The sequence below is a fragment of the Parolsenella sp. LCP21S3_E11 genome, assembly GCF_052118165.1.
GTDB lineage: Bacteria > Actinomycetota > Coriobacteriia > Coriobacteriales > Atopobiaceae > Parolsenella.
In genome coordinates this window covers 443,288-468,465 of the sequence record NZ_JBQKHS010000001.1, presented here as the reverse complement: position 1 = coordinate 468,465, position 25,178 = coordinate 443,288, and the positions used below count along the sequence as shown (strand labels likewise).

Genomic DNA, 25,178 nt, shown 5'->3' with positions numbered 1-25,178 from the left:
CCCCCCATGCAACTATCGGCACCTTTTAACGGGGGTCAGAACGCACGGTGCCAGCACACGCCGCACGGCACGCGCAACGTAAAAGGCGGCGCCGGCACGATAACCGACGCCGCCCGAATCACACGGCATTCAAAAAGCGAGGCAGTCGCCTGGCGAGACGCCGCCGGCAACCTAACGCGCTGCCAGCTCCCGCCGGCACCGATGATCGCCAGAAGTCAGAGCGCCGCGCCCGGCCGCCAGACGCCAGCGCCCGCCGACACCGCGATCGCGAGACGCCGCGCCCCGCCCCGCTAGATGCCGGAGCGCTCGTACTTGGGCTCGCAGCAGACATTAAGGCCCAGACGACGGAGGAACTGCTCGTCCTCCGTCGAGATGATGACGGAGAAGAAGGCGTCGCAGCCACGCAGCTCGTCGAGCGCGCTGAGAACCTTCTCGGCAACCTCGCTCGTCGCAGACGTGATGGAAAGGGCCATCAGCGTTTCGTCCGGGTGCAGGCGCGGGTTCTTCGAGCCGAGGTAGTGCGTCTTGAGACGGCTGATGGGCTCAATCGCGGAATCGGAGATGACCTCGAGTTCGAGATCGACGCCGGCGATCGCCTTGAGGGCGTTCATAAGCAGAGAGCTCGCGCAACCCAGGCGCGTGGAAGTCTTGCCCGTGATGACCGAGGCGTCCGGCATGACCATCGCACCGGCAGGGCCACCCGTGACACGCTCACGCGTGAGGGCGGCAGAGCGTGCCGGCGAGTAGTTCTTGTCGACGACCGCCTTCTTCATGATGCGCTCGAGTCGCTCGACCTGGTCAGCGCCGGCACCGGTGCGCTTGAGCTGAACGGCGGCCTGGAAATAGCGGCGCACGATCTCCATGCGGCTCGCGTCGCGGCAGGCGTCATCGTCAGTGATGGCAGAGCCCACCATGTTGACACCCATGTCCGTCGGGCTCTGGTAGGGGCTCTCGCCCAGGATCCTCTCCATCAGGGCACGGACCACGGGGAAGGCGTCGACGTCGCGGTTGTAGTTGACCGTCATCTCGCCGTAGGCCTCGAGATGGAAGGGGTCGATGATGTTGGCGTCATCAAGGTCAGCCGTGGCAGCCTCGTAGGCGATGTTCACGGGGTGCGTGAGCGGCAGGTTCCACACGGGGAACGTCTCGAACTTCGCGTAGCCGGCTTCGATGCCGCGCTTGTGCTCGTGATAGATCTGCGAGAGGCAGGTCGCGAGCTTGCCGGAGCCCGGGCCGGGCGCCGTCACCACGACGAGCGGGCGCGAGGTCTCGACGAACTCGTTCCTGCCATAGCCCTCGTCAGAGACGATGAGGTCGACGTTGTGGGGATAGCCGTCGATGGGATAGTGCAGCTTGCAGGTGATGCCGAGGGAATCGAGACGACGACGGAAGGCATCGGCGGCAGGCTGGCCGGCATACTGCGTGATGACCACGCCCGCGACGGAAAAGCCCTGGCCGCGGAACAGATCAACGAGGCGCAGCGCGTCCTCGTCATAGGTGATGCCGAGGTCTCCCCTCGCCTTGTTCTTCTCGATGTGATTGGCGTTGATCGCGATGATGACCTCGGCCTCGGACGAGAGGCTCTTGAGCATGCGGAACTTGGAATCGGGCTCGAAGCCGGGAAGCACGCGGCTCGCGTGGTAGTCGTCGAACAGCTTGCCGCCAAACTCAAGGTAGAGCTTGCCGCCAAACTGGTTGATGCGCTCGCGAATACGCGAAGCCTGTAGTTCGATGTACTTGTCGTTATCAAAGCCCTGACGCATGCGCATCCCTTCTCGCAACCACCACCCGAGCGCGGGCGAGGCGGACGTCCCGCTCGTCCACATGCTACCGTGGCATCATGTCCCAAGACTATGACTTTAACCGACTGGAGGCCCCACGTGAGCGAGACCCACAATGAGCAGATGACGGGACACGCCACCACCAAAAACAGCGCGGACGCCGACATCACGACGAGGCTTCGCCCCATCTACACCCAAACCGGGCTCGACGCCCTCGCCGGCTCGCGCGTGCTCGTATTCGGGCTCGGCGGAGTGGGCTCTAGCTGCGTGGAAGCACTCGCGCGCTCAACTGTGGGCGAGCTTTACCTCGTGGACCGCGACACCGTCGACCGCAGCAACCTCAACCGACAGGCCCTCGCCTTCGAGGGCACGATCGGCCGAGACAAAACGACCGTCATGCGCGAGATGGTGGCCCAGATCAACCCCCAGTGCCACGTGGAGACGCTCAAGACCTTCATCGACAGGGACAACGTGTCGGAGGTGCTCGCCTGGGCAGGCGCCGAGGTGGACGAGGAAGGCCGCGTGGTTGGTCGTGGACGCATCGACTATGTGGTTGACGCCATCGACACGATGACGCAAAAGCTCGTGCTCGCGAAGCTGTGCTGGGACGCCAACATTCCGCTGATTAGCAGCATGGGTGCCGCGAACAGGCTCAACCCCGAGTTGCTCGAGATCTGCGACATCAGGAAGACCCACGGCTGCCGCATGTCCCGCACGATTCGCAAGGAGTGTGGTAGGCGAGGCATCCCCCACCTCGAGGTCCTCTACTCCTCCGAAGGCCCGGTGCGTCCGAGCACCGTGGCCGGCTCCTCGCATGGCGGCCTCTCCAACCTGGGAACGGCAAGCTACATGCCCCCAATCATGGGGCAGATGGTGGCGGGTCGCGTCGTCCGGGCGCTAATCGGCTACGAGCCGTGGCGCTGGGACAAGGAGAGTGGCGCCGGCGACATCGCCCGCGAAACCAAGCCCGAACCCGCGACTGACGCTGCCGCCACGATAGCCGGCGACATCGCCCACGAAAGCAAGCCCGAACCCGCGACTGCCGCAGCTGCCACGATAGGCGGCGGCATTGCCTCTGAGACGGAGTAGGCGCGATGGCGGCCGATATCTTCGACATGCACTGCCACCTCGGCTTTTATGAGAACCCCGGCGAAGCGGCCACAGAGCTGTCACGCCTGGGCGTAAGCGGCGTTTGCGCCACCGTGACACCCGACGAGTACGTCACGCTTTCAAATAAACACCAGGTAACAGACGCGTTCCGCCTAGGCGTGGGCCTCCACCCCTGGTGGCTCGCGGACGGCCGCTGCACCGAGGCGGACGTACGGCAAGCCGCCGAAATCGCCGCCGAGTGCACCCACGTCGCCGAGATAGGTCTCGACTTCTCCCACGGAAGGGACGCTTGCGCGCAAACGCAGGTCGAAGCGCTCGACATCCTGCTCGATGCCTGCGCCGGCTCCCGCCACGTGCTCTCGCTTCACGCCGTCGCATCTGCGACCGCCTTGCTCGACGCACTCGAGCGGCACAAGACGCACGAGACGAGCACGCCGATTCTGCATTGGTTCTCGGGCTCTGGCGACGAGCTGGTACGTGCGCGCCAGATGGGCTGCCTCTTCTCCGTCAACGAGTTCATGCTCGCAACGCGCCGTGGCCGTGCCTACGCGCGCCAGATCCCAACAGACCAGCTACTCCTCGAGACCGACCTCCCCGCCGAGCCGGGACATCCCCTCGCCGTCTCGTCAGCCGAGCACGCGCGGCGGCTGCGCGCCACACTCGACACCCTCTGCGAGCTGCGGGGCGAGGACGTTCGCGACGCCATCGCCCGCACCAGCCGCGAGCTGCTCGCGCCGTAGCCCGCACCACTCGCTGAGCCCTGCACCGCCCGTCGAGCGGAGACGAGCCGCGCGGCACGCACCACGGGTACGCGCCGCAGCCTCGAGGGCGCGCCAAACGCAAGCGCCCAAGATTGGGTAGCATCGAGCCAAGAACGAATAGGCGCCCGAGCGACGCCGCACGCCAAAGAAGGGACCCGCCATGCATGACTTCCTCGCGCTCGCCCACGAGCGCTACTCCTGTCGCAAGCTCTCTGATGCCCCGGTCGAGGCCGAGAAGATCAACGCCCTGCTAGAGGCCGCCATCTGCGCTCCCACCGCATGCAACAAGCAACCCTGGCACGCCTGGGTCATCGAGAGCCCAGAGGCCATCGAGCGCCTCGGCGGCTGCACGCGCTTCGTGTTCGGCGCGCGCACGGTCATCGCCATCGGCGCCAAGGCGGAGGACGGCTGGGTCCGCAAGTCTGACGGCCGCACGTTCGCCGACGTCGACGCCGCCATCGTCGCCACGCACATCATGCTCGCGGCACAGGACCTGGGCCTCGGCACCACGTGGGTGGGCGCCTTCGACACGAACGCCTTCGCCGAGGCCTTCCCGGAGACCGCCGACTATGACATGGTCGCCCTCTTCCCCATCGGTTACCCCGCCGATGACGCAGAGCCCGGCCCGCTCCACCCCACGCGCAAGGACGCCTCCGAACTCGTCAGCCGCATCTAGCCCGCTCGGCGGCACCTGCCCAACCCGCTCAGCGGCGCTTCCCCAGCCCGCCGGCAACGCCCGCCTGCCGGCACCGCCCGCCCGGCGCTGCCTGCCCGCACGCTCGGCGGCGCCAAACCCGCGCCCGAAAACGTCGCCCCTCCCCGATCACCCCGAGGTACGCATGAACATCCAGATATTCGGCACCAAGAAGAGCTTCGACACGAAGAAGGCCCAACGCTGGTTCAAGGAGCGCCGCATCAAGTTCCAGTTCATCGACCTCAAGGAGAAGGAGATGAGCAAAGGCGAGCTCAGAAGCGTCTGCCAGGCAACCGGCGGCATCGATGCCGTGCTCGACCCCAAGGCTAAGGACGAGGACACACTCGCCCTCGTCCAGAACCTCGCCGAGAGTCAGCGCTTTGACAAGCTCCTCGAAAACCAGCAGCTCCTCCGCGAACCGATCGTCCGCAACGGCCGCGCCGCGACCGTGGGCTACGCCCCCGAGGTCTGGAGTACGTGGGAGTAGCACCTCCAGCAACCACACACGAGCCATCCCCTACCACCCGCGAGTCTGTTGCCAATGACGTCGCCTGCTTCAAATATGCTTTACATATTATCGGCAATCGCAGGTACGAGCGGTATACAACCTCCTCAATAGGCCTGCGCACACGTACGTATTTAGGGGGAATCATGAGCTTCAAGAAGGTCGTTGTCGCGGGCGGCGGCGTACTCGGCAGCCAGATTGCGTTCCAGGCGGCTTATTGCGGGTTTGACGTCACCATCTGGCTCCGAAGCGAGGGCAGCATCGGCCGCACGCAGCCCAAGATCGACAAGCTGCTGGATACCTATCGTGACGAGATCGAGGGCATGGCAGCCGGCACCGCCACCTGGTGCGCCGGCATCGCGGACTCAGACAAACCCCTCGACAAGGAGGCCTGCCTCGAGCGCGCCCAGGCTGCCCACGACGGCATCAAGCTCGAGCTTGACATGGCGGCCGCCGTTGCTGACGCTGACCTCGTAATCGAGTCGATGGCGGAGGACGCCAAGGCGAAGGTCGAGTTTTACGAGAAGCTCGCCCCGCTCCTGCCCGCCAAGACCGTCATCGCCACGAACTCCTCCACCCTCCTGCCAAGCCAGTTCGCAAAGTACACCGGCAGGCCCGACAGGTACCTGGCACTTCACTTCGCCAACTCCATCTGGAGGAACAACACCGCCGAGGTCATGGGGCAGGCGTCGACCGACCCGGCCCACTTTGACGAGATGCTCGAGTTCGCCAACCAGATTCGTATGATCGCACTGCCGGTTCGCAAGGAGAAGAACGGCTACCTGCTGAACTCCATGCTCGTACCGTGGCTGCTTTCCGGCCTCGACCTATGGGCGAGCGGCGTGTCTGACCCGAAGAGCATCGACATCGCCTGGGAGCACGGTACCGGCGCCCCCAAGGGCCCCTTCCGCGTCATCGACACCGTGGGCCTCAACACCGCCTACAACATCGTGCTTCAGTTCCAGAGCGTCCCGGGCCTGCTCAACCCGCTCTTCAAGAAGATGATGCTGCCGTATAACTACAAGGAGATGGCACGTCTCCTCAAGTCCATGATTGACGAGGGCAAGCTCGGTATGAGCTCGGGTGAGGGCTTCTACAGCTACGAGTAGGTCACGCCCCGGAACCGAGGCGGCAGCGGCAACGGGTCCCGCGGCGCGCGGCAACGCAGCCAGGGCCCACCGCAGCCCCGGCTCTGTCGCAGCGCACGGCTCTGCCGCAGCGCACGGTGCACACAAACGACGGAGCCTCCTGGCGATTTCGCCGGGAGGCTCCGCGCATTAGGTCCCGTCACTTTGCCCCGAGCAGCGCCTTTGTGCGCCCGACGAGCTTCGCGTAGACACGCTCACACATCCAAGGCTCGTTCGAGAGCTTGCAGACGTCATCGATCGAAACCCACCTGAGGCCGCTGTTCTCGTCCGGCTTCTCGCGAAGCGGCTCGGACGGGTCGGCAACGAAAAGGTAGGTCGCGTTCAGGTGCACATGGGAGCTCACGTAGCTCCCGCGCTTGACGTGCCCCGCCACGGGCAGGGCCTCGACGGACAGGATCGCGCCCTCGCCCAAACCCTCGCTGACAAGGCGAGCGCCCGCGACCCCGGTCTCCTCCTCGAGCTCGCGCGCCGCGACCGCCGCGAGGTCAAAGTCACCATCCGCATGGCCGCCCACCCAGCTCCAGGAGTTATAGATGTTGTGATAGCACAGGAGCGTCCGCTCGCCGGTGGCGTCGACCGTCCAAGCAGACGCCGTGAGATGCGCGAGCGAGCCGCGGAGGGCAACCTCGGGGTCGTGCTCGAGGCGATCCAGCATGAACGCCCTGTCCGCAACCTCCTGATCGAATTCCGGTACGAACGCGCGAACGTCATCAATGAGCGCCATGACAGCCTCCCCGTGGGCAAAGGATGAGTAAACACCAGGATATCGCAGCGCCGCAGCTCCCTCGCGTCCGCATTCGCCAAGCGTGCGCGAAGTGGCATCTCGTCATTCCCGTGGCCCCTTCGCGAGCACCCAGCATCAGGGCCCCGCATGCCCCGCAAGCAGGACTTTATTCTGTATTTGTTGCGCAGCGCATAGCATATGCCATTGGCATGGCGACACTTTGGATACACTCGGAAGAGACAGCCTGTTTGGTAACGGAGTGTGTCACGATGACGATCGAAGTATCGAGCGCCAATAGCAACCGCGTCTGTGCAGGCGAGGGCCACGATTGCGCCTTCAGCCGCGCGGGCAGCTCCTGCATGGACAACATCCGTCTTTTCGCAGACCTCCCTGCAGACGCCAAACGCGAGCTCCTCTCCTGCTCGCGCCGTTCCGTTCACGAGGAGGGCTCCATCATCGTCCACGAGGGCGATCCCATCGAGAGCATCATCGTCGTGCGCTCCGGTCGCATCAAGACCTTCCGGACAGGCGCCGATGGCGAGGAGTACGTGCTCAGCGTCCTTCATGATGGCCAGGCGCTCTGGCACGGCATGTTCCTCGAAGACCACGTCTATCACTACTCGGTCGAGTGCCTCACGCCCGCCCGCCTCTGCCGCATCCATCGCGCGGATTTCGAGTCCCTCCTCGCCCGTCACCCCGACGTGGCGCTCGGCCTTATCCGCATGGTTTGCACGGAGCTCGATGACGCCGAGCAGCGCATCATGATGCTCTCCATCCGCGACCCACGCCGCCGCCTCGCCCAATACCTGCTCGTCCGCGACCAGAGCTGCGTCGGTCCCGAGATTCACCTCAAGTTGGATGACATCGCAAGCTCCATCAGCCTGCGCCCGGAGACCGTCTCACGCAACGTCGCCCGCTTCGTGCGCGAGGGCCTCGTCGAGCGCGTGGGCAGGGGCCGTCTGCTCGTCACGGATCACGACGGCCTCGAAGCGGTTGCCAGCGAAGAATAGCCCGGGGAGCCATCCGCACCCGGACACGCCCCTATCGTCCCGCATCTTCCTCCACAAGTCGTCCATAAACCGGCGTCCGTTCGCCGATATAAACGCCACGCTCGTGTTTTGTCTCACAAACCGGCGCCGGAATCGCGCCATTCGCCCGAAATAATACGCCGTTCGCGGACATGCCGCTAATGTTGCCATTACATTTCTTCGCTCCTTGATTTCAGTCAAGGAAGACCTCAATCCGGCGAATTACATTCTTCTCGTTGATTGGGTGATGGGCCAAATGCCCGTCCGCTCATGCCCTGGCAACTTGCCACGGCAAGAATAACGAGGAGGCGTCATGCAAGGCAGGGTTCACTCGACGGAGTCTTTCGGCTCGGCTGACGGCCCCGGCGTTCGCTTCCTCATCTTCCTTCAGGGCTGCCCCATGCGCTGCCGCTTCTGCCACAACCCGGATACCTGGCGTACCGAGGGTGGCACCCTCATGGGCGTCGACGAGCTCCTTGACCGCGCCGAGCGCTACAGGAGCTACTGGGGCCCCGAGGGCGGCATCACCGTCTCTGGCGGCGAGGCTTTCGCCCAGGCCGAATTCGTGGCCGAGCTCTTCGAGGCCGCGCACGCCCGTGGCATCAACACCTGCCTCGACACCTCCCTCGCTCCGTTCACCCGCGAGGAGCCTGCCTTCTCGGCGCTTCGTCGCGTCTTCGATTCCTGCGACCTCGTGATGGCAGACATCAAGCACATTGATCCCGAGCGCCACCGCTGGCTCACCGGCCGCGACAATGCCAATATCCTCGACTGCCTCACCTGGCTCTCCGAGCAGGGCAAGGCGATGTGGATTCGCCAGGTCCTCGTGCCGGGCATCACCGACGGCGAGGCCTCCCTGCACCAGACTCGCGACTTCATCGCCTCTCTCGGTGATGCCGTCAAGCGTGTCGAAGTGCTCCCGTATCACACGCTGGGCGTCTTCAAGTGGGAAGAGCTCGGCATCCCCTACACCCTCTCCGACGTGAAGCCGCCCTCCCACGAGGACGTCGTCCACGCAGAGCAGATTCTCAGGGGGCTCAACTAGGTAAACCTCTTCGGCGCGGGGGCGCGTCGGAGAACGTAACGAGCGCCGAGCCTGATGGGCGGCGGCGCAGAAGGAGGAAGCATGCAGCTTCGCGAAGAGTGGAAGGGCTTCAAGGGAGGCCACTGGGTCGACGACATCAACGTCCGCGACTTCATCCAGAACAACTACACCGTCTATGACGGCGACGAGTCGTTCCTCGCCGGTCCCACCGAGGCCACCGACGAGCTCTGGGGCAAGGTCCAGGAGCTCCAGGCCGCCGAGCGCGCCAACAACGGCGTCCTCGAGTGCGAGACCGAGATCGTCTCCGGCCTGACCGCCTACGGCCCCGGCTACATCGACGCCGACCACAAGGAGCTTGAGAAGATCGTCGGCCTCCAGACCGACAAGCCCCTCAAGCGCGCCTTCATGCCCTACGGCGGCATCAAGATGGCCCAGCAGGCTGCCGAGAACTACGGCTTCCACGTCAACGACAAGTACAACCAGATCTTCAACGAGTATCGCAAGACCCACAACCAGGGCGTCTTCGATGCGTACACCCCCGAGATGCGCGCCGCTCGTCACTCTCACGTCATCACTGGTCTCCCCGACACCTACGGCCGTGGCCGCATCGTCGGCGACTACCGTCGCGTCGCCCTCTACGGCATCGACCGCCTCATTGCCGGCAAGCAGTACGACCTCGCCAACTGCGGTGGCCGCACCATGACCGACGACGTCGTGCGCAACCGCGAGGAGATCGCCGAGCAGATCCGCGCCCTCAAGGGCCTCAAGGAGATGGCCGCCATCTACGGCTTCGATATCTCCAAGCCCGCCACCAACGCCCGCGAGGCCGTCCAGTGGCTCTACTTCGGCTATCTCGGTGCCATCAAGACCCAGAACGGCGCCGCCATGTCCGTGGGCCGCGTCTCCACGTTCCTCGACATCTTCATCCAGCGTGACCTCGAAGCCGGCACCATCACCGAGTCCGAGGCCCAGGAGCTCATCGACCACCTCGTCCTGAAGCTCCGCATCGTCAAGTTCGCCCGCATCCCGTCCTACCAGGCCCTCTTCTCCGGTGACCCGGTCTGGGCCACCCTCGAGGTCGCCGGCCTCGGCCAGGACGGCCGTAGCCTCGTCACTAAGACGGACTACCGCTTCCTCCACACCCTCGAGAACATGGGCCCGGCCCCCGAGCCGAACCTGACGGTTCTCTACAGCAAGCGCCTGCAGGAGAACTTCCGCAAGTACGCCGCCAAGATCTCCGTCACCACCTCCTCCATTCAGTACGAGAACGACGACGTCATGCGTCCGGTCTGGGGCGACGACTACAGCATCTGTTGCTGCGTTTCCGCCACCGAGACCGGCAAGGAGATGCAGTTCTTCGGCGCCCGCGCCAACCTCGCCAAGTGCCTCAACTACGCCATCAACGGCGGCAAGGACGAGAAGTTCCTGGACAAGCAGGGCAATCACATGCAGGTTGGCCCGGAGTACTCGCCCATCACGAGCGAGTACCTCGACTACGACGAGGTCATGCACAAGTTCGACCTCATGATGGACTGGCTGGCCGACCTCTACGTCAACATCCTCAACCTCATCCAGTACATGCACGACAAGTACTTCTATGAGGCCGAGGAGATGGCCCTCATCGACACCAACGTCCGTCGCACCTTCGCCACGGGCATCGCCGGCTTCTCCCACGTTGTCGACTCCCTCTGCGCCATCAAGTTCGCCAAGGTCAAGACCATCCGTGACGAGCAGGGCATCGTCGTCGACTACGAGGTCGAGGGCGACTTCCCGAAGTACGGCAACGACGACGAGCGCGCCGACGACATCGCGGTCTGGCTGCTCAAGACCTTCATGGCCAAGATCGCCAAGCACCACACCTACCGCAACTCTGAGCCCACGACCTCGATCCTGACGATCACCTCCAACGTGGTCTACGGCAAGGCCACCGGCGGCACCCCCGACGGCCGCAAGGCGTTCACCCCGTTCGCCCCGGGTGCCAACCCGGCCTACGGCGCCGAGCAGAACGGTCTGCTCGCCTCGCTCAACTCCGTCGCCAAGCTCCCCTACGAGTATGCCCTCGACGGCATCTCCAACACGCAGACGATCAACCCGTCCGCGCTTGGCAACGATGACGACCAGCGCATCGCCAACCTCGTGAACGTTCTCGACGGCTACTTCGCCAACGGTGCCCACCACCTCAACGTCAACGTCTTTGGCGTCGAGAAGCTCAAGGACGCCATGGAGCACCCCGAGAAGCCCGAGTACGCCAACTTCACCATCCGCGTCTCCGGCTACGCTGTGAAGTTCATCGACCTCACGCGCGAGCAGCAGCTCGACGTCATCGCCCGTACCTGCCACGAGCGCCTCTAGAGGCAAGCTGCGGCAGAACGCCAGCGAATCCGCTGACGGCGCATTCGTCAGTCTCCTAGGCGCCTAGGCGCCCGCACAAAGCAGAGGGAGTCCGTCTCAGACGGGCTCCCTCTTTTGGTATCACCAATATGTAGGAACGACGCCGCCCGATCATCAGAGCTCACCAGTCCAACATCGACTCAGAACAGCCAGCTTGTCCGGCGAGCAGGACCCACCGAGCCCGCTCGATTGGTTGAGAAGCGAGCAATCGTCAGCATCCATCCGTCCGCGCCCAGACGAGAAGCCCGGTAGCGCGCCTACAGATAGTCCAAGAAGGCCTGAGCAGCGAGGCTCATCTCTGTGGTGCGGCGGCGCACGAGATAGAGCACGCGACTCGCGGGATGCGAGAGGTGTCGCACTTCGATGTCGTAGTTGGTACGCTCGAGAGCAAGGCTCGGGAGCAGAGAAACGCCTAGACCAGCCTCGACCATCGCGAGGATCGCGGAGATGTTACTCGTCTCACAGCTGATACACGGGCCCTTGAGCTCGCGCTGGAGAAGCGGGGCGGTTTCCGTGTCAGCAATAAAGCGTTCGCCGAGAAGCACGTCTACGGGAATCTCGATGGGAACCTGAGGGAAATACCCCGGAGGCGTCACCGCCACGATCTCATCCTTATCGTATGCGGAGGAAATGAAGCCCTCCCCTTCTAGCTTGCTGGGAATGAAGGCCATATCGACCTCGCCGGCAATAAGAAGGCGTTCCGCCTCGCCGTAGGTGCACTCGTTAATGCTGATCTCAATGCCGGGATGTTCCTCGACGAACCTACCAAGCGGCTTGGGGAGACGAAGAGACACGACGCTCGAGGGGGCCGCAATGGCAAGGCTGCCGTCTTCGAGCGACCCCATATTAGAGACGCGCCTGCCGAGAAGATCATATGCCTCGCAGGCATTGCGAGCATCTCCCAGAAGGCGCTCGCCATCGTCGGTAAGCGCAAGAAGGGGCCCATGGCGCTCGAACAGGCGAACTCCCCACTCGTCCTCAAGGCTCGCCACAGAGCGACTCACCGTGGACTGCGCGGACCCAAGCTTCTCTGCCGCACGCGAGATGCTACCTAGATTGGCAGCCTCAACAAACGCTCGAATTTTGTGAACGCTAGATTCCACAGCGTTCCTCCCCCCGGGAACAGCTTGACCACTCATGCGAGTTCAAGTTTACGTATGTTACAGCTTTATAACAAAAAACAAACTCCCCCTCGCGGACAATTCCGCGAGGGGGAGCTGGGGGACATACAAGTGGCTAATTAGAAGAGGGGGCGGACGGCGGGCGACAACAAAGGTTGGGGGGTATCTCGCCCACCGTCCAGGGGGCATCTAATTAGCCATGGCAATCTTACAGACCGCCCTTGATGACCTTCTCGCCCTCCTTCATGATGACGTCCATGTTCTCAGGCTTGAGGTCGTGGATGTCACGGGCAACGTCGCCGTTGACGACGAGGAGGTCAGCGAGCTTACCAGCCTCGAGGGAGCCGAACTCATCCTCGTGGTGGACCATCTTGGCGCCGTTGAGGGTAGCGGCCTTGATGGTGTCGAGAATGGTGACGCCGGCCTTGTCGACGAAGTCATACATCTCGTCGATGGTGACGTAGCCGTACGGGGTGACGAAGGAGAAGGAGTCGGAGCCGATGGTGAGCGTGACGCCCATCTCGTTGGCGCGACGGAGGTTGGCGTAGGTGCGCTGGAGCTCACGCTCGATGACGGTGTCGCCGGGGTAGCAAGCGTTGGCCTCGGTCTCCTCGGGCGGGTAGGTGGCGTACCAGGTCGGCAGGAAGCCGATGGTCGGGGTGAAGAAGGTGCCCTGCTCGGCCATGAGCTCCATGGTCTTGTCGTCGAGCTCGAAGCCGTGGATGAGCTGCTCGGCGCCGAAGCGGACGGAGTCGTAAGCGGCGCTCACGGAGTTGTAGGAGTGAGACCACAGAGGAATGCCGGTGATCTTGCACTCGTCAGCAACGGCCTTGATCTCCTCGGTGCTCATGAGCTGCTTGCAGCCGGAGTCCCAGCGCCAGATGCCGCCACCGGTCGCCCAGATCTTGATGGCGTCGGGGTTCTCACGAAGGCGCAGACGGACGGCGTGACGGAGCTCCCACGGACCGTCGACCTGGTCGCCCCAGGGGTGAGAGTCCTTGGAGACCTGCAGCGGCAGGTGGTGCGAGTCGCCGTGACCAGCGGTGCGGCAGAAGCCAAGGCCGGTGGCGTAGATGCGGGGACCCTTCATGACGCCCATGTTGACGAGGTCACGGATGGCGATACCGTTGCGGCCGATCTCGCAGACGGTGGTCAGGCCGTGGGTGAGGCAGTCGTAGGACTGCTTGACGGCGCAAGCCTGCTTCTGGGCGACGGACTCGATGACCCAGTCGTTGTCGTCGTCGGTGAGGTTGCCGGAGAAGTGCAGGTGGGTGTCGATGAGGCCCGGCATGACGGTCTTGCCGGTGCAGTCCTCGACCTCGTAGCCAGCGGGCACCTCAGTGCGAGCGCCAGCGTAGGTGATCTTGTCGTCGTCAACGAGGACGAGAGAGTCGTCAACCGGAGCAGCGCCGGTGCCGTCGACGAGCCTACCACCAACAAATGCGAACTTGCCCATTTCTTTCCTCCAATACTAGATTCCAACCAAACTACTTGCTTGTATTACTCACGCGTTTCTTACGCGCTTGGAGCCTAAGTACTTGGTACAGGTCGAACTAGAGAGTGCGGGGGGAACTGAGTGCGGGGGGGGAACTAGGCCGTAGCCTTCTGCTTGCCGAAGACGGCAAGGATGACGAAGCCGATAGCAAGCCAGCCGAGGGTCAGAACCCACTCGATCGGCTTAAGAGCGGCCGGCGAGAACGGGACGACCATGAGGCCGATGATCAGCAGGCCGGCGCCCATGGCACAGTAGATGCCGAACATGCCACCGTTGACCTTGTACGGACGCGGAAGGTCGGGCTCGGTCTTGCGAAGCTTCATGCAGGCGAAGCCGGCCATGGTGCAGGCGAACACGAAGCCGAGGGCAGCGACGTTCGTCAGCGGGACGAGCATGTTGTTGCCAAGGAACGGACCAACGAGGGTCAGGACGCCCATGACAGCGACGGCCTTCTTGGGGACACCGGAGCCCTCGTCGATGACGGCGAAGTCAGCGGGGAGCATGCCCTTGCGGCCGAGGGCCAGCATGAGGCGGGTGGAAGCGCCGAAGAAGGAGTTCATCGGGCCCAGAGGTCCAAGCGTGGCGATGATGAGCATCGCGATGTAGAAGAAGAGGTTGATGCGCTCGAGCACAGCCAGGGCGGGGACCGGAGCCATAACGAACTCGTGCCAGTCGATGATGGTGCCGAAGCTGTAGATGCAGATCAGGTAGAAGGCACCAGAGGCGAGAAGAGCGAGAGCCGGGATGAGGCCGAACTTCTTCCAGTCGATGTTCTCAGAGGCCTCCTCAGCCTGCTGAGGAATGGTGTCGAAGCCCGCGTAGAAGAACGGGGTCATGACGAGAACTGCAACGATGCCGCTCATGAGGCTCGTAGCGGACGTGGAGGTACCACCCGCAGCGTCAGACACCTGGGAGAACACGGGCATGGCGTGGCTCGGGGAACCGGTCATGAAGCTGATGACCATGGCGAGGACCATGCCGGTCAGAAGCGCCTTGGTGAGGAAGCTGGAGAGCTTAGCAGCGGCGCCAGCGCCCTTGAGGTTCATGAAGATGACGAGCACGGCGAAGCCAAGAGCAATGACCGTCGGCCAGAGGTACACGTCGGCGCCGAGAATCGTGTAGAGCTTAACGCTCGTGAGCCACGAAAGAATCTCGAACTTAGCGAAGCGGGTGGTCAGAAGCTTCGAGATGGCGATGGCCTCCCAAGGGCAGAGGGGCGCGTTGCCGAGAAGAAGCATCCAGCCGGTGATGAAGCCCATCTTGCGGCCGTACGTACGCTCGACGTACTCGATGATGCCGCCGGAAATAGGAATAGCCGCGGTAAGCTCGCCGAAGACCATTCCGATGGGCACGAGAAGGATGGAGCCGAGAGCGAAGGCGATCATTGCGGGGATAGGACCGCCGCCGAGCACCATCCAATCGCCCACGAGAAGCACCCATCCGGTGCCGATGATTGCGCCAAAGCCGATGGTGAAGAAGTTGAAGAGCGTTAGCTCCTTCTTCATCCCTCCGGCGCTGGCCTCCTGTTCTGCCATAACTTGTCTCCCTTCGTCTTTAGCAGTTTCTCCTGCTGGCTTTTATTCTGGTCAAGGAGACGAAGGGACAAAAGAAGTCTGGGAGTCCGCTCGATCTGAGCGGTATCAAACGGCCCGCGAATGGTGTTTGTTTCATGAAGGTAACATCGAAGCATTCGATGGCAATCTCACAACGCCTGCATAATCGCAGGTAGATGGCGTACTAGTCTTGCAGAAGCATGCATGGGGACAAGTTAACGTGCTTTTAACGGGCTTTCGCACTAAAAATGAGCATTACTGACTAAAGGTCTTTTTTCTCGTATATGCCCAGGCACACGACATAGCTCGCACCGTATGCGAGCAGCGAAATCATGCCCAAAAGGGCAAGGGACACTGCGGGGTTCTGGTCGATCCAGCCCAGCATTACCGCGGCATCCTCGCTGGTGACCATGTTCAGCCCAACTGCAATGGCAAACGAAGCGACGAGTACCGTCGCGCACGCAAAAGCCCTTGCGCCACGCGCTCCCCCAAACTTCGTGAGGAATGGAATCGCAATCGCGCAGACGATTAGGCCACACGCCATCGACGCGAGCGATGAGGCGAGGACCTCGGCAGGTGCTACCAGCTCTGGCGATTTAGCCTGGGGCAACACCGCAAATAGGCACTGGAGTGCCAAGCTCACCACAGTTCCCAAGAGCGCACCCGCAAAAGCCAGGACAAGCACCGTCGCATACCGACCCGCCACAATCTCCCTCCGCGAGAGGGGCAAAGTCGCTCGAAACCTCCCCCAGCTGTTCTGGTCCTCATAGCCCGCAAGGGAAAATGCGCACAGCGACGTCATCATCGCGCTGACACTTCCCGCAACCCCCACGCCACCAGAGCCGATCATCATAAACGCGCTGGCAAAGACCAAAGTCACGATAATCGAGGGCATAAAGGGAGCGAGCGTCCTCAGGTCACAGGAAACGGCATTTTTCATCGGGTCTCCCCCTTCAGGAAGAAGTGCAGGTAGTCGTCAATGCTTGCGTGATCACAGGGGATGTCGGGAAAGGCCTCGGCGAACTCGAAGCGATCGGGCACGAGAACGTCGCAGGCAAACTCGCGTCGGATCACTCGGGCGCCGACAACGCAGGATAGGACCTCGCCAAGCTGCGCCTGGGTGCATCGCGCCACGCCGGCCGTGTCCGTGATGTCCTCTCGGGCGACATCAAAGAGGATCCGTCCCCCATCGATCGCCACCACGCGGTCCGCAATGCGTTCCAGGTCCGTCGTGATGTGGCTCGAGAGCAGCACGCCGTGACCCTCCTCGCTTGCGAACGCGCGGAACTGATCAAGGACTTCGTCGCGAGCGATGGGGTCAAGGCCAGCCGTCGCCTCATCGAGAACCAGCAGCTCAGCTTCGTGCGAGAATGCCACCGCGAGCTGCAGCTTCATCCCCATGCCACGCGAGAGGTCCTTCACCTTGGTCTTGAGGCCGAGGCCATACTCCTCACACAGACGCTCGAAGCGAGCTTGATCCCAGGATCCATACGCGGCCGATACGCAAGCCGCGGATTGCCGGACGGTGTGGTCTCTAGGGAACGGGCACCCGTCAAGCACCACGCCCACGCGAGAGCGCACGTCTCTCTGGCACTCGCTCGAGGCATGGGCGCCAAACGCGTTGCCGAACAGGCTGAGCTCACCGGAATCAAGGGACAGAAGACCGAGGGCGGCGCGAATCGTCGTGGTCTTACCGGCACCATTTGCCCCCACGAGGCCCACAACCTCGCCCTCTCCCACCGCCAGGTTAACGCCGTCAAGGGCAAAGGAGCCATTCACACGACGGCGTATGTCGCGCATTTCAAGCAGGTTTGTCATCGTCGCACCTTTCTAACCGAGAGATTCCGGCGCCATGAGATCGAGCAAGTCATGTAGCTCCCGTCGGGTTAGCCCGACGTCCATCGCCTCGACGCATGCCCGCGAGAGGAGTGCCTCGACGTGTTTCTGTCGTTCCTCGCGCAGGAGCTCGCAGTTCTTCTCGGAAACGAAGCAGCCCTTGCCCTGGACCGTTTCAATCAGGCCATCCGCCTCCAGATCCGCATAGGCACGCTTGGTGGTGATGACGCTCACGCCCAAACCGTCCGCGAGGGCGCGAATGGAGGGCAACCTCTCCCCCGCCGCGAGAGCCCCGGATAGAACCTGCGACTTTATCTGCGAGGAGATTTGCTCGTAGATTGGCTTGTCGCTCGATTTGGAAAGGATGATGTCCATGCGCCGTCCTTACTGTGTATATCTGTTAAGCACAGTATATACACAGTATGCACAGTCACGCAAGGGTGAAGTATTAGACTTTGGATTTTCCTAAAGCCGCAGGTAAACAAGCATGTTACTTGTGATACGGCTCTCCGCGGCTAATCTTGCAGGCACGATAGACCTGCTCGAGCAGGACCACGCGCGCAAGGTTGTGCGGCAGGGTGATGGGGCCAAAGGAGAACGTCTCGTCAGCACGGGAGCGAACATCGGGCGAGACGCCATCCGAGCCACCGATCACAAACGTGAGGTCGCTCTTGCCCCGGAGGGCAAGCTCGTCAAGGTGTTCCGAAAAGGCCTCGCTCGAACGCTGCTTGCCATCAATCGCCAGGAGAATCACGTGGCTACGCTCGGGGATCGCAGAGAGGATCTCCTCGCCCTCGCGCGAGCGACTCGCCTCGACCCCACCCGCACGAGCCGGGTCGATATCCGCCACCTCACGAATCTCGACCTTGCCATAGGCGCCCAGGCGCTTCGTATACTCGGCGCAGGCATCACGCCAGAAGCGCTCCTTGAGCTTGCCGACAGCGACGACCGTATAGCGCATGAGACTCCCTTACATACCCTTACATATATATATTGAGGGACAGTCCGGCTGGCGAGTGCACGCGAACGCGCGAATCCTCAAAGTGGGACAATGCCCTTGTCGGCAACAGATTGTCCCACAGGAGGTGGAGATGGGAAGCCACAAGAAATCGGCGCTCAAGGCGCAGCGCAGCGCCTTCGAAGCGAGCCTCGGCGATCAACTCGCGAGCACGTTCGAACGCGAGGGCGCCCGCCGCGAACAGGCGGCACAGCAGCGCGAAGCCCAGCTCCGCCACAAGGCGTGCGAACGCAAGAAGCGCTATTTGAGCGAAAGCGAGGCCAAACTCGCGATTCGCGACTGCGAGCGCCATGGGTCTCGCGACCTCCACACCTATCGCTGCCCCTATTGCGGCGGTTGGCATCTCACCCACAAGCCCACGCGCAAGTAGATCTCGGACAATATCTGGTCCCGAAGATGTTGTGGCCAAAACCTTCGGACGCGAAAACAATCTTCTCAACCAGATGCCATCCGTTCGCGCAAGCAGGCAGACACGAAGGAGACACCCGTGTTCACCTCGGTGTTTAGTGAATCTCCCGTAGGGTCGCTCGTGCTCGAAAGCAAGGACGGCGAGAGGTTGCGCTCGTGCTTGTTCACGACGGTAAGGCGGGGAACGAAAGCTCCGGAAACCAGCCAACGTAGCCATGCGCCTATCTTCGGCCAGGCTCGAGATTGGCTGGCAAGGTACTTCGCAGGAGAGCGGCCAAACCCCGCCGAGTTACCGCTCGACCCCGAGGGCACGGCCTTCCAGCTCAGCGTCTGGGCGGTCCTCGCAGCCATCCCCTACGGTGAAATGGTCACGTACGGTTGGGTCGCCGAGAGAGTTGGCGAGAATCGTGGTAAGCGAACGTCCGCCAGGGCTGTTGGTGGCGCCGTTGGCGCAAACCCGCTCGGCATCATCATCCCTTGCCATCGCGTCATCGGCGCGAACAGCAGCCTTACGGGATTTGGTGGCGGCCTTGAGGCGAAAGTTGCCCTGCTCGAGCTAGAGGGCATTGCGATGCCGCGCGGCCCGAGACCTGAGGCGATTGAAACTCCTAGCAAAAACGGTCCAGATGTTCTGATTGCGACTGAAACTCCTAGGAATTCAGCCCAGATGCTCTGACTGTGGTGACGCGCCACGCAAAATCAGATACAGCTTGCAAAGCCATTCGCGACCGACAGGAACTGACGTCTTAGCCCCACAAAGCCCCGGTTAGCATGCACCGAATTAGTGTTCGAAAGGCGCGGCATGCTCCCCCCAAAAGGAGCGAAGGGAGCGATGATGGCAGCGGGTTCGCAGAAACAAGGTAAGACCGGCTGGCTATTTGGCCTTTGCGTCGTCATGGCCATCCTAGTCCTCATAGCAGGCTGCGAGAAGAAGGCTCCGAAGAGGCAGAGCGCTCCCCTGACGGTGCCGCCGTCCGTCTCCGCTGCCGCCACCACTCCCTCGCCGGCAACCGCTGCGCCCGCAATCACAGAAGCCGCCACACCCGCTGCCGCGCTGCCCACCACCTCGCCCGATGGCACTCCGGTAGAGGAGTCTCTTCCCTGGCAGGGCATGCCCGCGGAGCTCCTCGACAAGACCTGGCTCGGCGCCCCTGAGCGCACGGGCGAGATCATCGACGGAGGTTTGTTTGATGGCGGCGTCACCTACTACTGGTACTCGACGAACGGGCTCCATGACGTCCTGTTCTCGGCAACCGTTCGCGACAGGGAAGTCATCAACGTCGCGAAGTGGAACACGGGCAGGAACTATTGGGAAGGCTACTGGGGCCTACCCAATAGGGATGCGTCGGGCGAAGTGGTCAAGGCCGCCGCTCCCACGTATGAGTCCCCCTATGACTATGACTCGCCGGATGACTACGCGGACACCGCGGAGGATTACTTTCGCTGGCTCGGTTGTGATGACCCTTATGACGCCGCCTATCAGCACTGGGAGGACCTTGCCGGTTAGGGTACAGATACTGCCACCGCGGCTCATCACCGGAGACAAAAAATGAGACACGGGGCCCATATGCTCTGCATACAATTAAGACGTCGGCCAAAAGCCCGCCAACAAACTCAAGCTCGCAAGCAGGACCTTAAAGATTTGGAGCAGCCATGACCGTCAGATTCTTCAACTTCACCGATGGACAAAACGTAAAGCTCACCGCGGAGCGCGGCGGGTACTCGGTGATTGAGTACCAGAGCGACATGAGCGTCAACCCCTACGAGGCCCAGCTCGCCTACTTCGCCTCCAAGATGAACGTGAGGCGTCGTCAGCTCGTCTGCCACCTCGACAGGTTCCCCTCGCATTGCGTCTCCATGCAGGCGGGCGCCATGCAATGGATGAGCGGCGACGTCCAGCCGAGGACCGGCATTCGCGGCGCAGGCGACTTCGCCCGCAAGCTCGTCCGAGGCTCCGTCACCGGCGAGTCCGCGATCAAGCCCGAGTACGAGGGGACCGGCATCGTCACCCTCGAGCCCACCTACAAGTTCATCCTGCTAGAGGACGTGACGGATTGGAACGGCGGCATCATCATCGAAGACGGCGCCTATCTCTCCAGCGACGCTTCCCTCACTCACAGGGCAGAGATGATTTCACGCCCCTCTGCCGCCATCGCGGGCGGCGAGGGCCTCTTCAACCTCGGCCTCTATGGAAATGGCCTTGTCGCCCTCGAGTCGTCGGTGCCCAGGGAGGAACTCATCATCGCCGATCTCTACGATGACGTCATCAAGATTGACGGTTCCCTTGCCATCGCTTGGTCCCCCACGCTTCAGTTCACCGTCGAGCGCACCACGAAGTCGCTCATCGGCTCCGCGGCCTCGGGCGAGGGGCTCGTTAACGTCTACCGTGGTACCGGCAGAATCATGTTCGCGCCCGTCGCCACTGGCCACGTCAGTAGCGCGTCCACGGGCGCGTAACGGCTCGGCGGCAAGCACGCGGCACGAGGCGGCGAACTCGCACGAGGCAGCGCCCCCGTAGCCTGCACGCGCGCGCTGCGTGCGCACGCAGGCTACGGGGGCACGCAAAAGCCGGCGGGAAGCCGCGCATCGATGGGGCTATCCTCCAGAGGAGAGGCGGCCCCGTTCGACACGCAAGCTTCCCGTCGGCTTCGTCTTAAAACGTTTTATCAGGGCGCGTCTCCAGCTTGTCCCGCCTCGCGAACGCCAAGAGCAAGCCTACCAGCTAAGGAGCTCGTAGCCGTCCTCGGTCACGACAAGCTGGACCTCCCACTGGGCAGAATCCGAGCCATCGGCCGTGCGCACGGTCCAGCCATTGGGATCGTCCATGTCGATGTCCGCACCGCCGGCGTTGACCATCGGCTCGATCGTGAAGCACATGCCCGGAGCAAGCACGACGCCCTCCCCCGGCTCGCCGACGTGCGACACGAACGGATCCTCATGAAACGCGTTGCCAATGCCGTGACCGCCAAACTCGCGCACGACGCTAAAGCCGTTCTCCTCCACGTAGCTCTGGACGGCATGGGCCATGTCGCCCAACGTGTTCCAGGGCTTCACCTGGGCAAGGCCACGCTGGACACTCTCGCGCGTTACGTCGACGAGCTTCTGACGCTCCGGCGAGACCTCGCCGATGCAGAACATGCGGCTTGAATCAGAGTAGTAGCCGTCGAGGATCGTGGAGCAGTCGACGTTGACGATGTCGCCGTCCTTGAGAATGTCCCCCTCGCTGGGAATGCCGTGGCACACCACGTCGTTGATGGAGGTGCAAACGCTGTTGGGGAAGCCCTCGTAATTGAGGTCCGCCGGGGTACCGCCGTGCTCGACGGTGTAGTCATAAATCCACTTGTCCACCTCGGCAGTGCTGACACCGGCGTGGATGCGCTCCCCCACCATGTCAAGCACGCCGATGTTGATGGCGGCGGAGCGCTTGATGCCCTCGATGTCCTCCGGCGTCTTCAGCAGGCGGCGGACGATGACTTCCATACCGGCGTTGTAGCACTCCTGCAGGCGCTCGTCGATTCGAGCGTGGCACTTCTTGTACTTCTTGCCGCTACCGCACCAGCAGAGGTCGTTACGTCCGGGAACCGGATCGTTGTCATACATGGTTAACTCCTTTCGTCTGCAGGTAAGTATGGCACTTTACGTGCCGATAAGGATGCACAGAGCCCGCCCGGACAATCCGGACGGGCTCCAATCACGTCATCAGCCGCTAGGCGTCTGCGAAGAGGCGTTAGTTCCAAGCCTTGCCGTCAGAGCCGAACTCACGGATGAGCTCCTTGGTGCGCTCGACGATGGCGTCGCGGCCCGGCTTGAGCATCTTGCGCGGATCGTAGCCCTTGCCCTGCTGATCCTTGCCAGCCTCGACGTACTCACGAACGCCCTTGGCAAAGACGACCTGGAGGTCAGTGTTGACGTTAACCTTGCAGATGCCCATGGAGACGGCCTTCTGGACCTGGTCGACGGGGATGCCGGTGCCGCCGTGGAGAACGAGGGGCAGGTCGCCGGTCTTGGCCTTGATGGCGGCGAGCTGGTCGAAGGAGAGGCCCTTCCAGTCAGCCGGGTAGAGGCCGTGGATGTTGCCGATGCCGCAGGCGAGGAAGTCAACGCCGAGGTCAGCGATCTGCTTGCACTGATCGGGGTCAGCGAGCTCGCCGGCGGAGGTCACGCCGTCCTCGGTACCACCGATGCCGCCGACCTCAGCCTCGATGGAGAGGCCCTTGGAGTGGGCGAGCTTCACGAGTTCGGCGGTGTGCTCGAGGTTGGTCGCGAAGTCCTTCTCGTGGGAGCCGTCATACATGATGGAGGAGAAGCCGGCCTCGATGGCCTTGAAGCAGTCCTCGTAGGAGCCGTGATCGAGGTGGAGGCAGACGGGCACGGTGATGTTCAGGGTGTCCATCATGTCAACAACAACGTCGTGGCAGAGCTTGAAGCTGGTCATCCACTTGGCGGCACCAGCGGTGCACTGGATGATGAGCGGGCTCTGGAGCTCCTCAGCGGCGGTGAGGATGCCGTAGGTCCACTCGATGTTGTTGGTGTTGAACGCGCCAAGGCCGTAGTGGCCCTTCTCGGCGGACTGGAGCATGTGCGTAGCGTTAACGAGCATGTCTTTCCTCCATTGCTTGATGAGCAACAAACACTAACTGAATCGGATTATAGCGAGCGATGCTGACGCGAGAGCGAAAAGCACCGAGTTCTTACAGAAATCTGCAGCTAGATGGCTAGTTGTTCGCTATGCCGTAGTCATTTTGTGATGGGGATGAACAGCATTCGGCATTCATTCATGCAACAAGCGGATGCTCACGCTGCGGGCAGGCACAGCGGCGGAACGGCGAAGCCTATGCCATGCGAACGATGGCGAAGACGAACGCGAAGACAAACGTAACGAGCATCATTACCGCGCCCGAGAAGAGGAAGACGTCGGAGAGCAACATCACGCGCCTCTCGGCATGAGAGCCAGAACGAGCGCACATCTCCGCCACCATCGAGAGGATGATGGTCGTGACGAGAATGGCCACGCAAGCGAGGATGAGCGAGAGAAGCACGATCTTCTGCCAGGTGGCCTCGACCCCCGTGAACGCATAGGGGCCAGCGATAGCCAGCGCCACACCCATGATCGCGGCCACACACGCACGCATGACTCCGCCCTCCGCCATCGCCACTCCAGTCCCTCAGAGTTGACAAAGGGACTGTCCCTTTGTCAACTTCAACCTGCAAAAGGGACAGTCCCTTTTGCAGGTTTCCATCGTCAGCCTCCGGATTTGATGTCCGGTATGGGGAATACAATAGTGAAATCGAATCGCCCGACGCAACCTACCCACGAAAGGACACGCATGAATGACTTCAGCTTCTCCATGCCCACCAAGGTCGTCTTTGGCAGGGGCATGACGGACCATACCGGCTCCGAGCTCGCGTCTCGCGGCTTTAAGCATGCCCTCGTCGTCTATGGCAAGGGTTCCGTCGTGCGCACGGGCACGCTTGACCGGGTCCTCGCCTCCCTCGATGCCGCCGGCGTTACCCACACGGAGTTCGGCGGTGCCCAGCCCAACCCCAGCCTCGCCCACGCCCGCGAGGGCGTAGAGGTGGCACGCGCCTCGGGCGCCGATGTCGTTCTCGCCGTTGGCGGCGGCTCCGTCATCGACACTGCAAAGGGCATCGCCCTCGGTGTCCCCTACCAGGGTGACCTGTGGGACCTCTACATCCACGCCGCCAAGCCCGTGGCGGAGGGCAAGCTTCCCGTCGCGTGCGTCCTCACCATTCCTGCCGCCGGCTCCGAGGCAAGCGCCTCGAGCGTCCTTACCAACGAGGAGACCCACCTCAAGAAGGGCCTCTCGTCCGAGCTCAACCGTCCCGTCGTCTCCGTTCTCGACCCCGAGCTGACCTTCACCCTCCCCGCCTACCAGACGGCAGCCGGCGTGACGGACATGTGCGCTCACATCCTCGAGCGCTTCTTCTCCACCAGCGGCCCCGTTCCCGTGACCGACCAGCTTGACTGCGGCCTCATCCGCGCCATCATCTCCGAGGCAGGCCGCGTCATGGAGGACCCCGAGTGCTATAACGCGCGCGCCAACCTCATGTGGGCCGGCACGCTCGCCCACAATGACCTCGCCGGATGCGGCCGTGGAGCCAACGGCGGTCGCGCGGGCGGCTGGGAGAGCCATGGCATGGAGCACGAGCTCTCCGCACATGACCCCAAGGTCGCCCACGGCGCCGGCCTTGCCGTTGTCATGCCGGCGTGGATGCGCTACGTCTGGCAGTCCAACCCCGAGCGCTTCCTCACCCTGGGCGCCGGCGTGTTTGACATCGAGCCGGTGGATGTCGTCGAGGATTGCATCGACGCCACGCCGGAGGAGGCCGTCGAGGACGCCATCCTCGCCACGATCGACGAGCTACAGGCCTTCTTCTGCTCCATCGGTATGCCGCGCACGCTGGGAGAGCTCGGCTTCACCGCCGATGACATCCCCGCCTTCCTCGAGACGCTCGAGCAGAACAAGGGCGCCGAGTTTGGCCAGCTCCAAAGGCTCACCATGGATGACGCGCGCGCCATCTACGAGAGCTGCCTGTAG

25 protein-coding genes are annotated in these 25,178 nt (G+C 62.8%); 13 read left to right on the top strand and 12 right to left on the bottom strand.

What is annotated here, in order from left to right; all coding sequences use genetic code 11:
- Positions 1-290: 290 nt before the first annotated feature.
- Entirely contained in the window at positions 291-1,763 is a 1,473-nt protein-coding gene (locus ACTQ1Z_RS01975; protein ID WP_441858352.1) for a DUF1846 domain-containing protein, read from the bottom strand.
- Between the two features lie 117 nt (positions 1,764-1,880).
- Between ACTQ1Z_RS01975 and ACTQ1Z_RS01970 the strand changes: the two genes are divergently transcribed.
- From ACTQ1Z_RS01970 to ACTQ1Z_RS01950, 5 genes are all read left to right on the top strand, one after another.
- The gene (locus ACTQ1Z_RS01970; RefSeq protein WP_441858350.1) at positions 1,881-2,870 is read left to right on the top strand and encodes a tRNA threonylcarbamoyladenosine dehydratase; all 990 of its coding nucleotides are present in this window, start codon (positions 1,881-1,883) and stop codon (positions 2,868-2,870) included.
- A 5-nt stretch (positions 2,871-2,875) separates the two neighbouring features.
- The gene (locus ACTQ1Z_RS01965; protein WP_441858348.1) at positions 2,876-3,631 is read left to right on the top strand and encodes a TatD family hydrolase; all 756 of its coding nucleotides are present in this window, start codon (positions 2,876-2,878) and stop codon (positions 3,629-3,631) included.
- Positions 3,632-3,812: 181 nt separating this feature from the next.
- Positions 3,813-4,328, top strand: a complete 516-nt coding sequence (locus tag ACTQ1Z_RS01960) for a nitroreductase family protein (RefSeq protein WP_441858346.1) — start codon at positions 3,813-3,815, stop codon at positions 4,326-4,328.
- A gap of 163 nt (positions 4,329-4,491) precedes the next feature.
- Entirely contained in the window at positions 4,492-4,833 is a 342-nt protein-coding gene (locus tag ACTQ1Z_RS01955; protein ID WP_330027492.1) for an arsenate reductase family protein, read from the top strand.
- 164 nt (positions 4,834-4,997) lie between these two features.
- Positions 4,998-5,960, top strand: coding sequence for a 3-hydroxyacyl-CoA dehydrogenase (locus ACTQ1Z_RS01950; protein ID WP_441858344.1), 963 nt, complete (start codon positions 4,998-5,000; stop codon positions 5,958-5,960).
- Between the two features lie 178 nt (positions 5,961-6,138).
- On the opposite strand, the gene ACTQ1Z_RS01945 is transcribed toward ACTQ1Z_RS01950, so the two are convergent.
- Positions 6,139-6,723: an NUDIX hydrolase gene (locus ACTQ1Z_RS01945; RefSeq protein WP_441858342.1), complete on the bottom strand. Its 585-nt coding sequence runs from the start codon at positions 6,721-6,723 to the stop codon at positions 6,139-6,141.
- Positions 6,724-6,992: 269 nt separating this feature from the next.
- Here ACTQ1Z_RS01945 and ACTQ1Z_RS01940 point away from each other — a divergent pair, with 269 nt between their 5' ends.
- From ACTQ1Z_RS01940 to pflB, 3 genes are all read left to right on the top strand, one after another.
- Complete coding sequence (locus tag ACTQ1Z_RS01940) at positions 6,993-7,733, top strand: Crp/Fnr family transcriptional regulator (protein WP_441858340.1); 741 nt, start codon at positions 6,993-6,995, stop codon at positions 7,731-7,733.
- Positions 7,734-8,064: 331 nt separating this feature from the next.
- Positions 8,065-8,796 carry a pyruvate formate-lyase-activating protein gene (pflA, locus tag ACTQ1Z_RS01935; protein WP_441858338.1) on the top strand — a complete coding sequence of 244 codons (732 nt, stop codon included), beginning with the start codon at positions 8,065-8,067 and terminating at the stop codon, positions 8,794-8,796.
- An 81-nt stretch (positions 8,797-8,877) separates the two neighbouring features.
- Positions 8,878-11,148 (top strand): formate C-acetyltransferase, encoded by a 2,271-nt coding sequence (gene pflB / locus ACTQ1Z_RS01930; protein WP_441858336.1) that lies wholly within the window; start codon positions 8,878-8,880, stop codon positions 11,146-11,148.
- A 296-nt stretch (positions 11,149-11,444) separates the two neighbouring features.
- On the opposite strand, the gene ACTQ1Z_RS01925 is transcribed toward pflB, so the two are convergent.
- The 7 genes from ACTQ1Z_RS01925 to rlmH all read right to left on the bottom strand — a co-directional run bounded on the left by ACTQ1Z_RS01925 (position 11,445) and on the right by rlmH (position 18,153).
- Positions 11,445-12,290 carry a LysR family transcriptional regulator gene (locus tag ACTQ1Z_RS01925; RefSeq protein WP_441858334.1) on the bottom strand — a complete coding sequence of 282 codons (846 nt, stop codon included), beginning with the start codon at positions 12,288-12,290 and terminating at the stop codon, positions 11,445-11,447.
- Positions 12,291-12,516: 226 nt separating this feature from the next.
- Positions 12,517-13,764 carry a metal-dependent hydrolase family protein gene (locus tag ACTQ1Z_RS01920; protein ID WP_293834966.1) on the bottom strand — a complete coding sequence of 416 codons (1,248 nt, stop codon included), beginning with the start codon at positions 13,762-13,764 and terminating at the stop codon, positions 12,517-12,519.
- Positions 13,765-13,898: 134 nt separating this feature from the next.
- A complete protein-coding gene (locus ACTQ1Z_RS01915; protein WP_441858332.1) occupies positions 13,899-15,338 on the bottom strand; it encodes an APC family permease in 1,440 nt (479 codons plus the stop codon).
- A 280-nt stretch (positions 15,339-15,618) separates the two neighbouring features.
- Positions 15,619-16,296, bottom strand: a complete 678-nt coding sequence (locus ACTQ1Z_RS01910; RefSeq protein WP_441858330.1) for an ABC-2 transporter permease — start codon at positions 16,294-16,296, stop codon at positions 15,619-15,621.
- Positions 16,293-17,174 (bottom strand): ABC transporter ATP-binding protein, encoded by an 882-nt coding sequence (locus tag ACTQ1Z_RS01905; RefSeq protein WP_441858328.1) that lies wholly within the window; start codon positions 17,172-17,174, stop codon positions 16,293-16,295. Before ACTQ1Z_RS01905 ends, ACTQ1Z_RS01910 begins: the two co-directional genes overlap by 4 nt.
- A 12-nt stretch (positions 17,175-17,186) precedes the next feature.
- A complete protein-coding gene (locus ACTQ1Z_RS01900) occupies positions 17,187-17,567 on the bottom strand; it encodes a GntR family transcriptional regulator (protein ID WP_441858326.1) in 381 nt (126 codons plus the stop codon).
- A gap of 115 nt (positions 17,568-17,682) precedes the next feature.
- The gene (gene rlmH, locus ACTQ1Z_RS01895; protein ID WP_293844323.1) at positions 17,683-18,153 is read right to left on the bottom strand and encodes a 23S rRNA (pseudouridine(1915)-N(3))-methyltransferase RlmH; all 471 of its coding nucleotides are present in this window, start codon (positions 18,151-18,153) and stop codon (positions 17,683-17,685) included.
- Positions 18,154-18,283: 130 nt separating this feature from the next.
- Here rlmH and ACTQ1Z_RS01890 point away from each other — a divergent pair, with 130 nt between their 5' ends.
- From ACTQ1Z_RS01890 to ACTQ1Z_RS01875, 4 genes are all read left to right on the top strand, one after another.
- Positions 18,284-18,580 carry a hypothetical protein gene (locus ACTQ1Z_RS01890; protein WP_320680389.1) on the top strand — a complete coding sequence of 99 codons (297 nt, stop codon included), beginning with the start codon at positions 18,284-18,286 and terminating at the stop codon, positions 18,578-18,580.
- 117 nt (positions 18,581-18,697) lie between these two features.
- Positions 18,698-19,294 (top strand): methylated-DNA--[protein]-cysteine S-methyltransferase, encoded by a 597-nt coding sequence (locus ACTQ1Z_RS01885; RefSeq protein WP_441858323.1) that lies wholly within the window; start codon positions 18,698-18,700, stop codon positions 19,292-19,294.
- A gap of 159 nt (positions 19,295-19,453) precedes the next feature.
- A complete protein-coding gene (locus ACTQ1Z_RS01880) occupies positions 19,454-20,125 on the top strand; it encodes a hypothetical protein (protein WP_441858321.1) in 672 nt (223 codons plus the stop codon).
- Between the two features lie 146 nt (positions 20,126-20,271).
- Positions 20,272-21,075: an AIM24 family protein gene (locus tag ACTQ1Z_RS01875; RefSeq protein ID WP_320680386.1), complete on the top strand. Its 804-nt coding sequence runs from the start codon at positions 20,272-20,274 to the stop codon at positions 21,073-21,075.
- A 258-nt stretch (positions 21,076-21,333) separates the two neighbouring features.
- On the opposite strand, the gene map is transcribed toward ACTQ1Z_RS01875, so the two are convergent.
- From map to ACTQ1Z_RS01860, 3 genes are all read right to left on the bottom strand, one after another.
- On the bottom strand, positions 21,334-22,218 hold the full coding sequence (map, locus tag ACTQ1Z_RS01870; protein ID WP_293815499.1) for a type I methionyl aminopeptidase: 885 nt from the start codon (positions 22,216-22,218) through the stop codon (positions 21,334-21,336).
- 127 nt (positions 22,219-22,345) lie between these two features.
- A complete protein-coding gene (gene fba, locus ACTQ1Z_RS01865) occupies positions 22,346-23,218 on the bottom strand; it encodes a class II fructose-1,6-bisphosphate aldolase (RefSeq protein WP_320680384.1) in 873 nt (290 codons plus the stop codon).
- Positions 23,219-23,450: 232 nt separating this feature from the next.
- Positions 23,451-23,768 carry a hypothetical protein gene (locus ACTQ1Z_RS01860; protein WP_441858318.1) on the bottom strand — a complete coding sequence of 106 codons (318 nt, stop codon included), beginning with the start codon at positions 23,766-23,768 and terminating at the stop codon, positions 23,451-23,453.
- Between the two features lie 177 nt (positions 23,769-23,945).
- Here ACTQ1Z_RS01860 and ACTQ1Z_RS01855 point away from each other — a divergent pair, with 177 nt between their 5' ends.
- A complete protein-coding gene (locus tag ACTQ1Z_RS01855; RefSeq protein WP_441858316.1) occupies positions 23,946-25,178 on the top strand; it encodes an iron-containing alcohol dehydrogenase in 1,233 nt (410 codons plus the stop codon).

Excerpts from the sequence above, each read along its gene's own strand:
- ACTQ1Z_RS01975 (WP_441858352.1), bottom strand. The coding sequence starts at position 1,763 with ATGCGTCAGGGCTTTGATAACGACAAGTACATCGAACTACAGGCTTCG.
- ACTQ1Z_RS01965 (WP_441858348.1), top strand. The coding sequence starts at position 2,876 with ATGGCGGCCGATATCTTCGACATGCACTGCCACCTCGGCTTTTATGAG.
- ACTQ1Z_RS01960 (WP_441858346.1), top strand. The coding sequence starts at position 3,813 with ATGCATGACTTCCTCGCGCTCGCCCACGAGCGCTACTCCTGTCGCAAG.
- ACTQ1Z_RS01955 (WP_330027492.1), top strand. The coding sequence starts at position 4,492 with ATGAACATCCAGATATTCGGCACCAAGAAGAGCTTCGACACGAAGAAG.
- ACTQ1Z_RS01950 (WP_441858344.1), top strand. The coding sequence starts at position 4,998 with ATGAGCTTCAAGAAGGTCGTTGTCGCGGGCGGCGGCGTACTCGGCAGC.
- ACTQ1Z_RS01945 (WP_441858342.1), bottom strand. The coding sequence starts at position 6,723 with ATGGCGCTCATTGATGACGTTCGCGCGTTCGTACCGGAATTCGATCAG.
- ACTQ1Z_RS01940 (WP_441858340.1), top strand. The coding sequence starts at position 6,993 with ATGACGATCGAAGTATCGAGCGCCAATAGCAACCGCGTCTGTGCAGGC.
- pflA (WP_441858338.1), top strand. The coding sequence starts at position 8,065 with ATGCAAGGCAGGGTTCACTCGACGGAGTCTTTCGGCTCGGCTGACGGC.
- pflB (WP_441858336.1), top strand. The coding sequence starts at position 8,878 with ATGCAGCTTCGCGAAGAGTGGAAGGGCTTCAAGGGAGGCCACTGGGTC.
- ACTQ1Z_RS01920 (WP_293834966.1), bottom strand. The coding sequence starts at position 13,764 with ATGGGCAAGTTCGCATTTGTTGGTGGTAGGCTCGTCGACGGCACCGGC.
- ACTQ1Z_RS01915 (WP_441858332.1), bottom strand. The coding sequence starts at position 15,338 with ATGGCAGAACAGGAGGCCAGCGCCGGAGGGATGAAGAAGGAGCTAACG.
- ACTQ1Z_RS01910 (WP_441858330.1), bottom strand. The coding sequence starts at position 16,296 with ATGAAAAATGCCGTTTCCTGTGACCTGAGGACGCTCGCTCCCTTTATG.
- ACTQ1Z_RS01905 (WP_441858328.1), bottom strand. The coding sequence starts at position 17,174 with ATGACAAACCTGCTTGAAATGCGCGACATACGCCGTCGTGTGAATGGC.
- ACTQ1Z_RS01900 (WP_441858326.1), bottom strand. The coding sequence starts at position 17,567 with ATGGACATCATCCTTTCCAAATCGAGCGACAAGCCAATCTACGAGCAA.
- rlmH (WP_293844323.1), bottom strand. The coding sequence starts at position 18,153 with ATGCGCTATACGGTCGTCGCTGTCGGCAAGCTCAAGGAGCGCTTCTGG.
- ACTQ1Z_RS01890 (WP_320680389.1), top strand. The coding sequence starts at position 18,284 with ATGGGAAGCCACAAGAAATCGGCGCTCAAGGCGCAGCGCAGCGCCTTC.
- ACTQ1Z_RS01880 (WP_441858321.1), top strand. The coding sequence starts at position 19,454 with ATGGCAGCGGGTTCGCAGAAACAAGGTAAGACCGGCTGGCTATTTGGC.
- ACTQ1Z_RS01875 (WP_320680386.1), top strand. The coding sequence starts at position 20,272 with ATGACCGTCAGATTCTTCAACTTCACCGATGGACAAAACGTAAAGCTC.
- map (WP_293815499.1), bottom strand. The coding sequence starts at position 22,218 with ATGTATGACAACGATCCGGTTCCCGGACGTAACGACCTCTGCTGGTGC.
- fba (WP_320680384.1), bottom strand. The coding sequence starts at position 23,218 with ATGCTCGTTAACGCTACGCACATGCTCCAGTCCGCCGAGAAGGGCCAC.
- ACTQ1Z_RS01860 (WP_441858318.1), bottom strand. The coding sequence starts at position 23,768 with ATGGCGGAGGGCGGAGTCATGCGTGCGTGTGTGGCCGCGATCATGGGT.
- ACTQ1Z_RS01855 (WP_441858316.1), top strand. The coding sequence starts at position 23,946 with ATGAATGACTTCAGCTTCTCCATGCCCACCAAGGTCGTCTTTGGCAGG.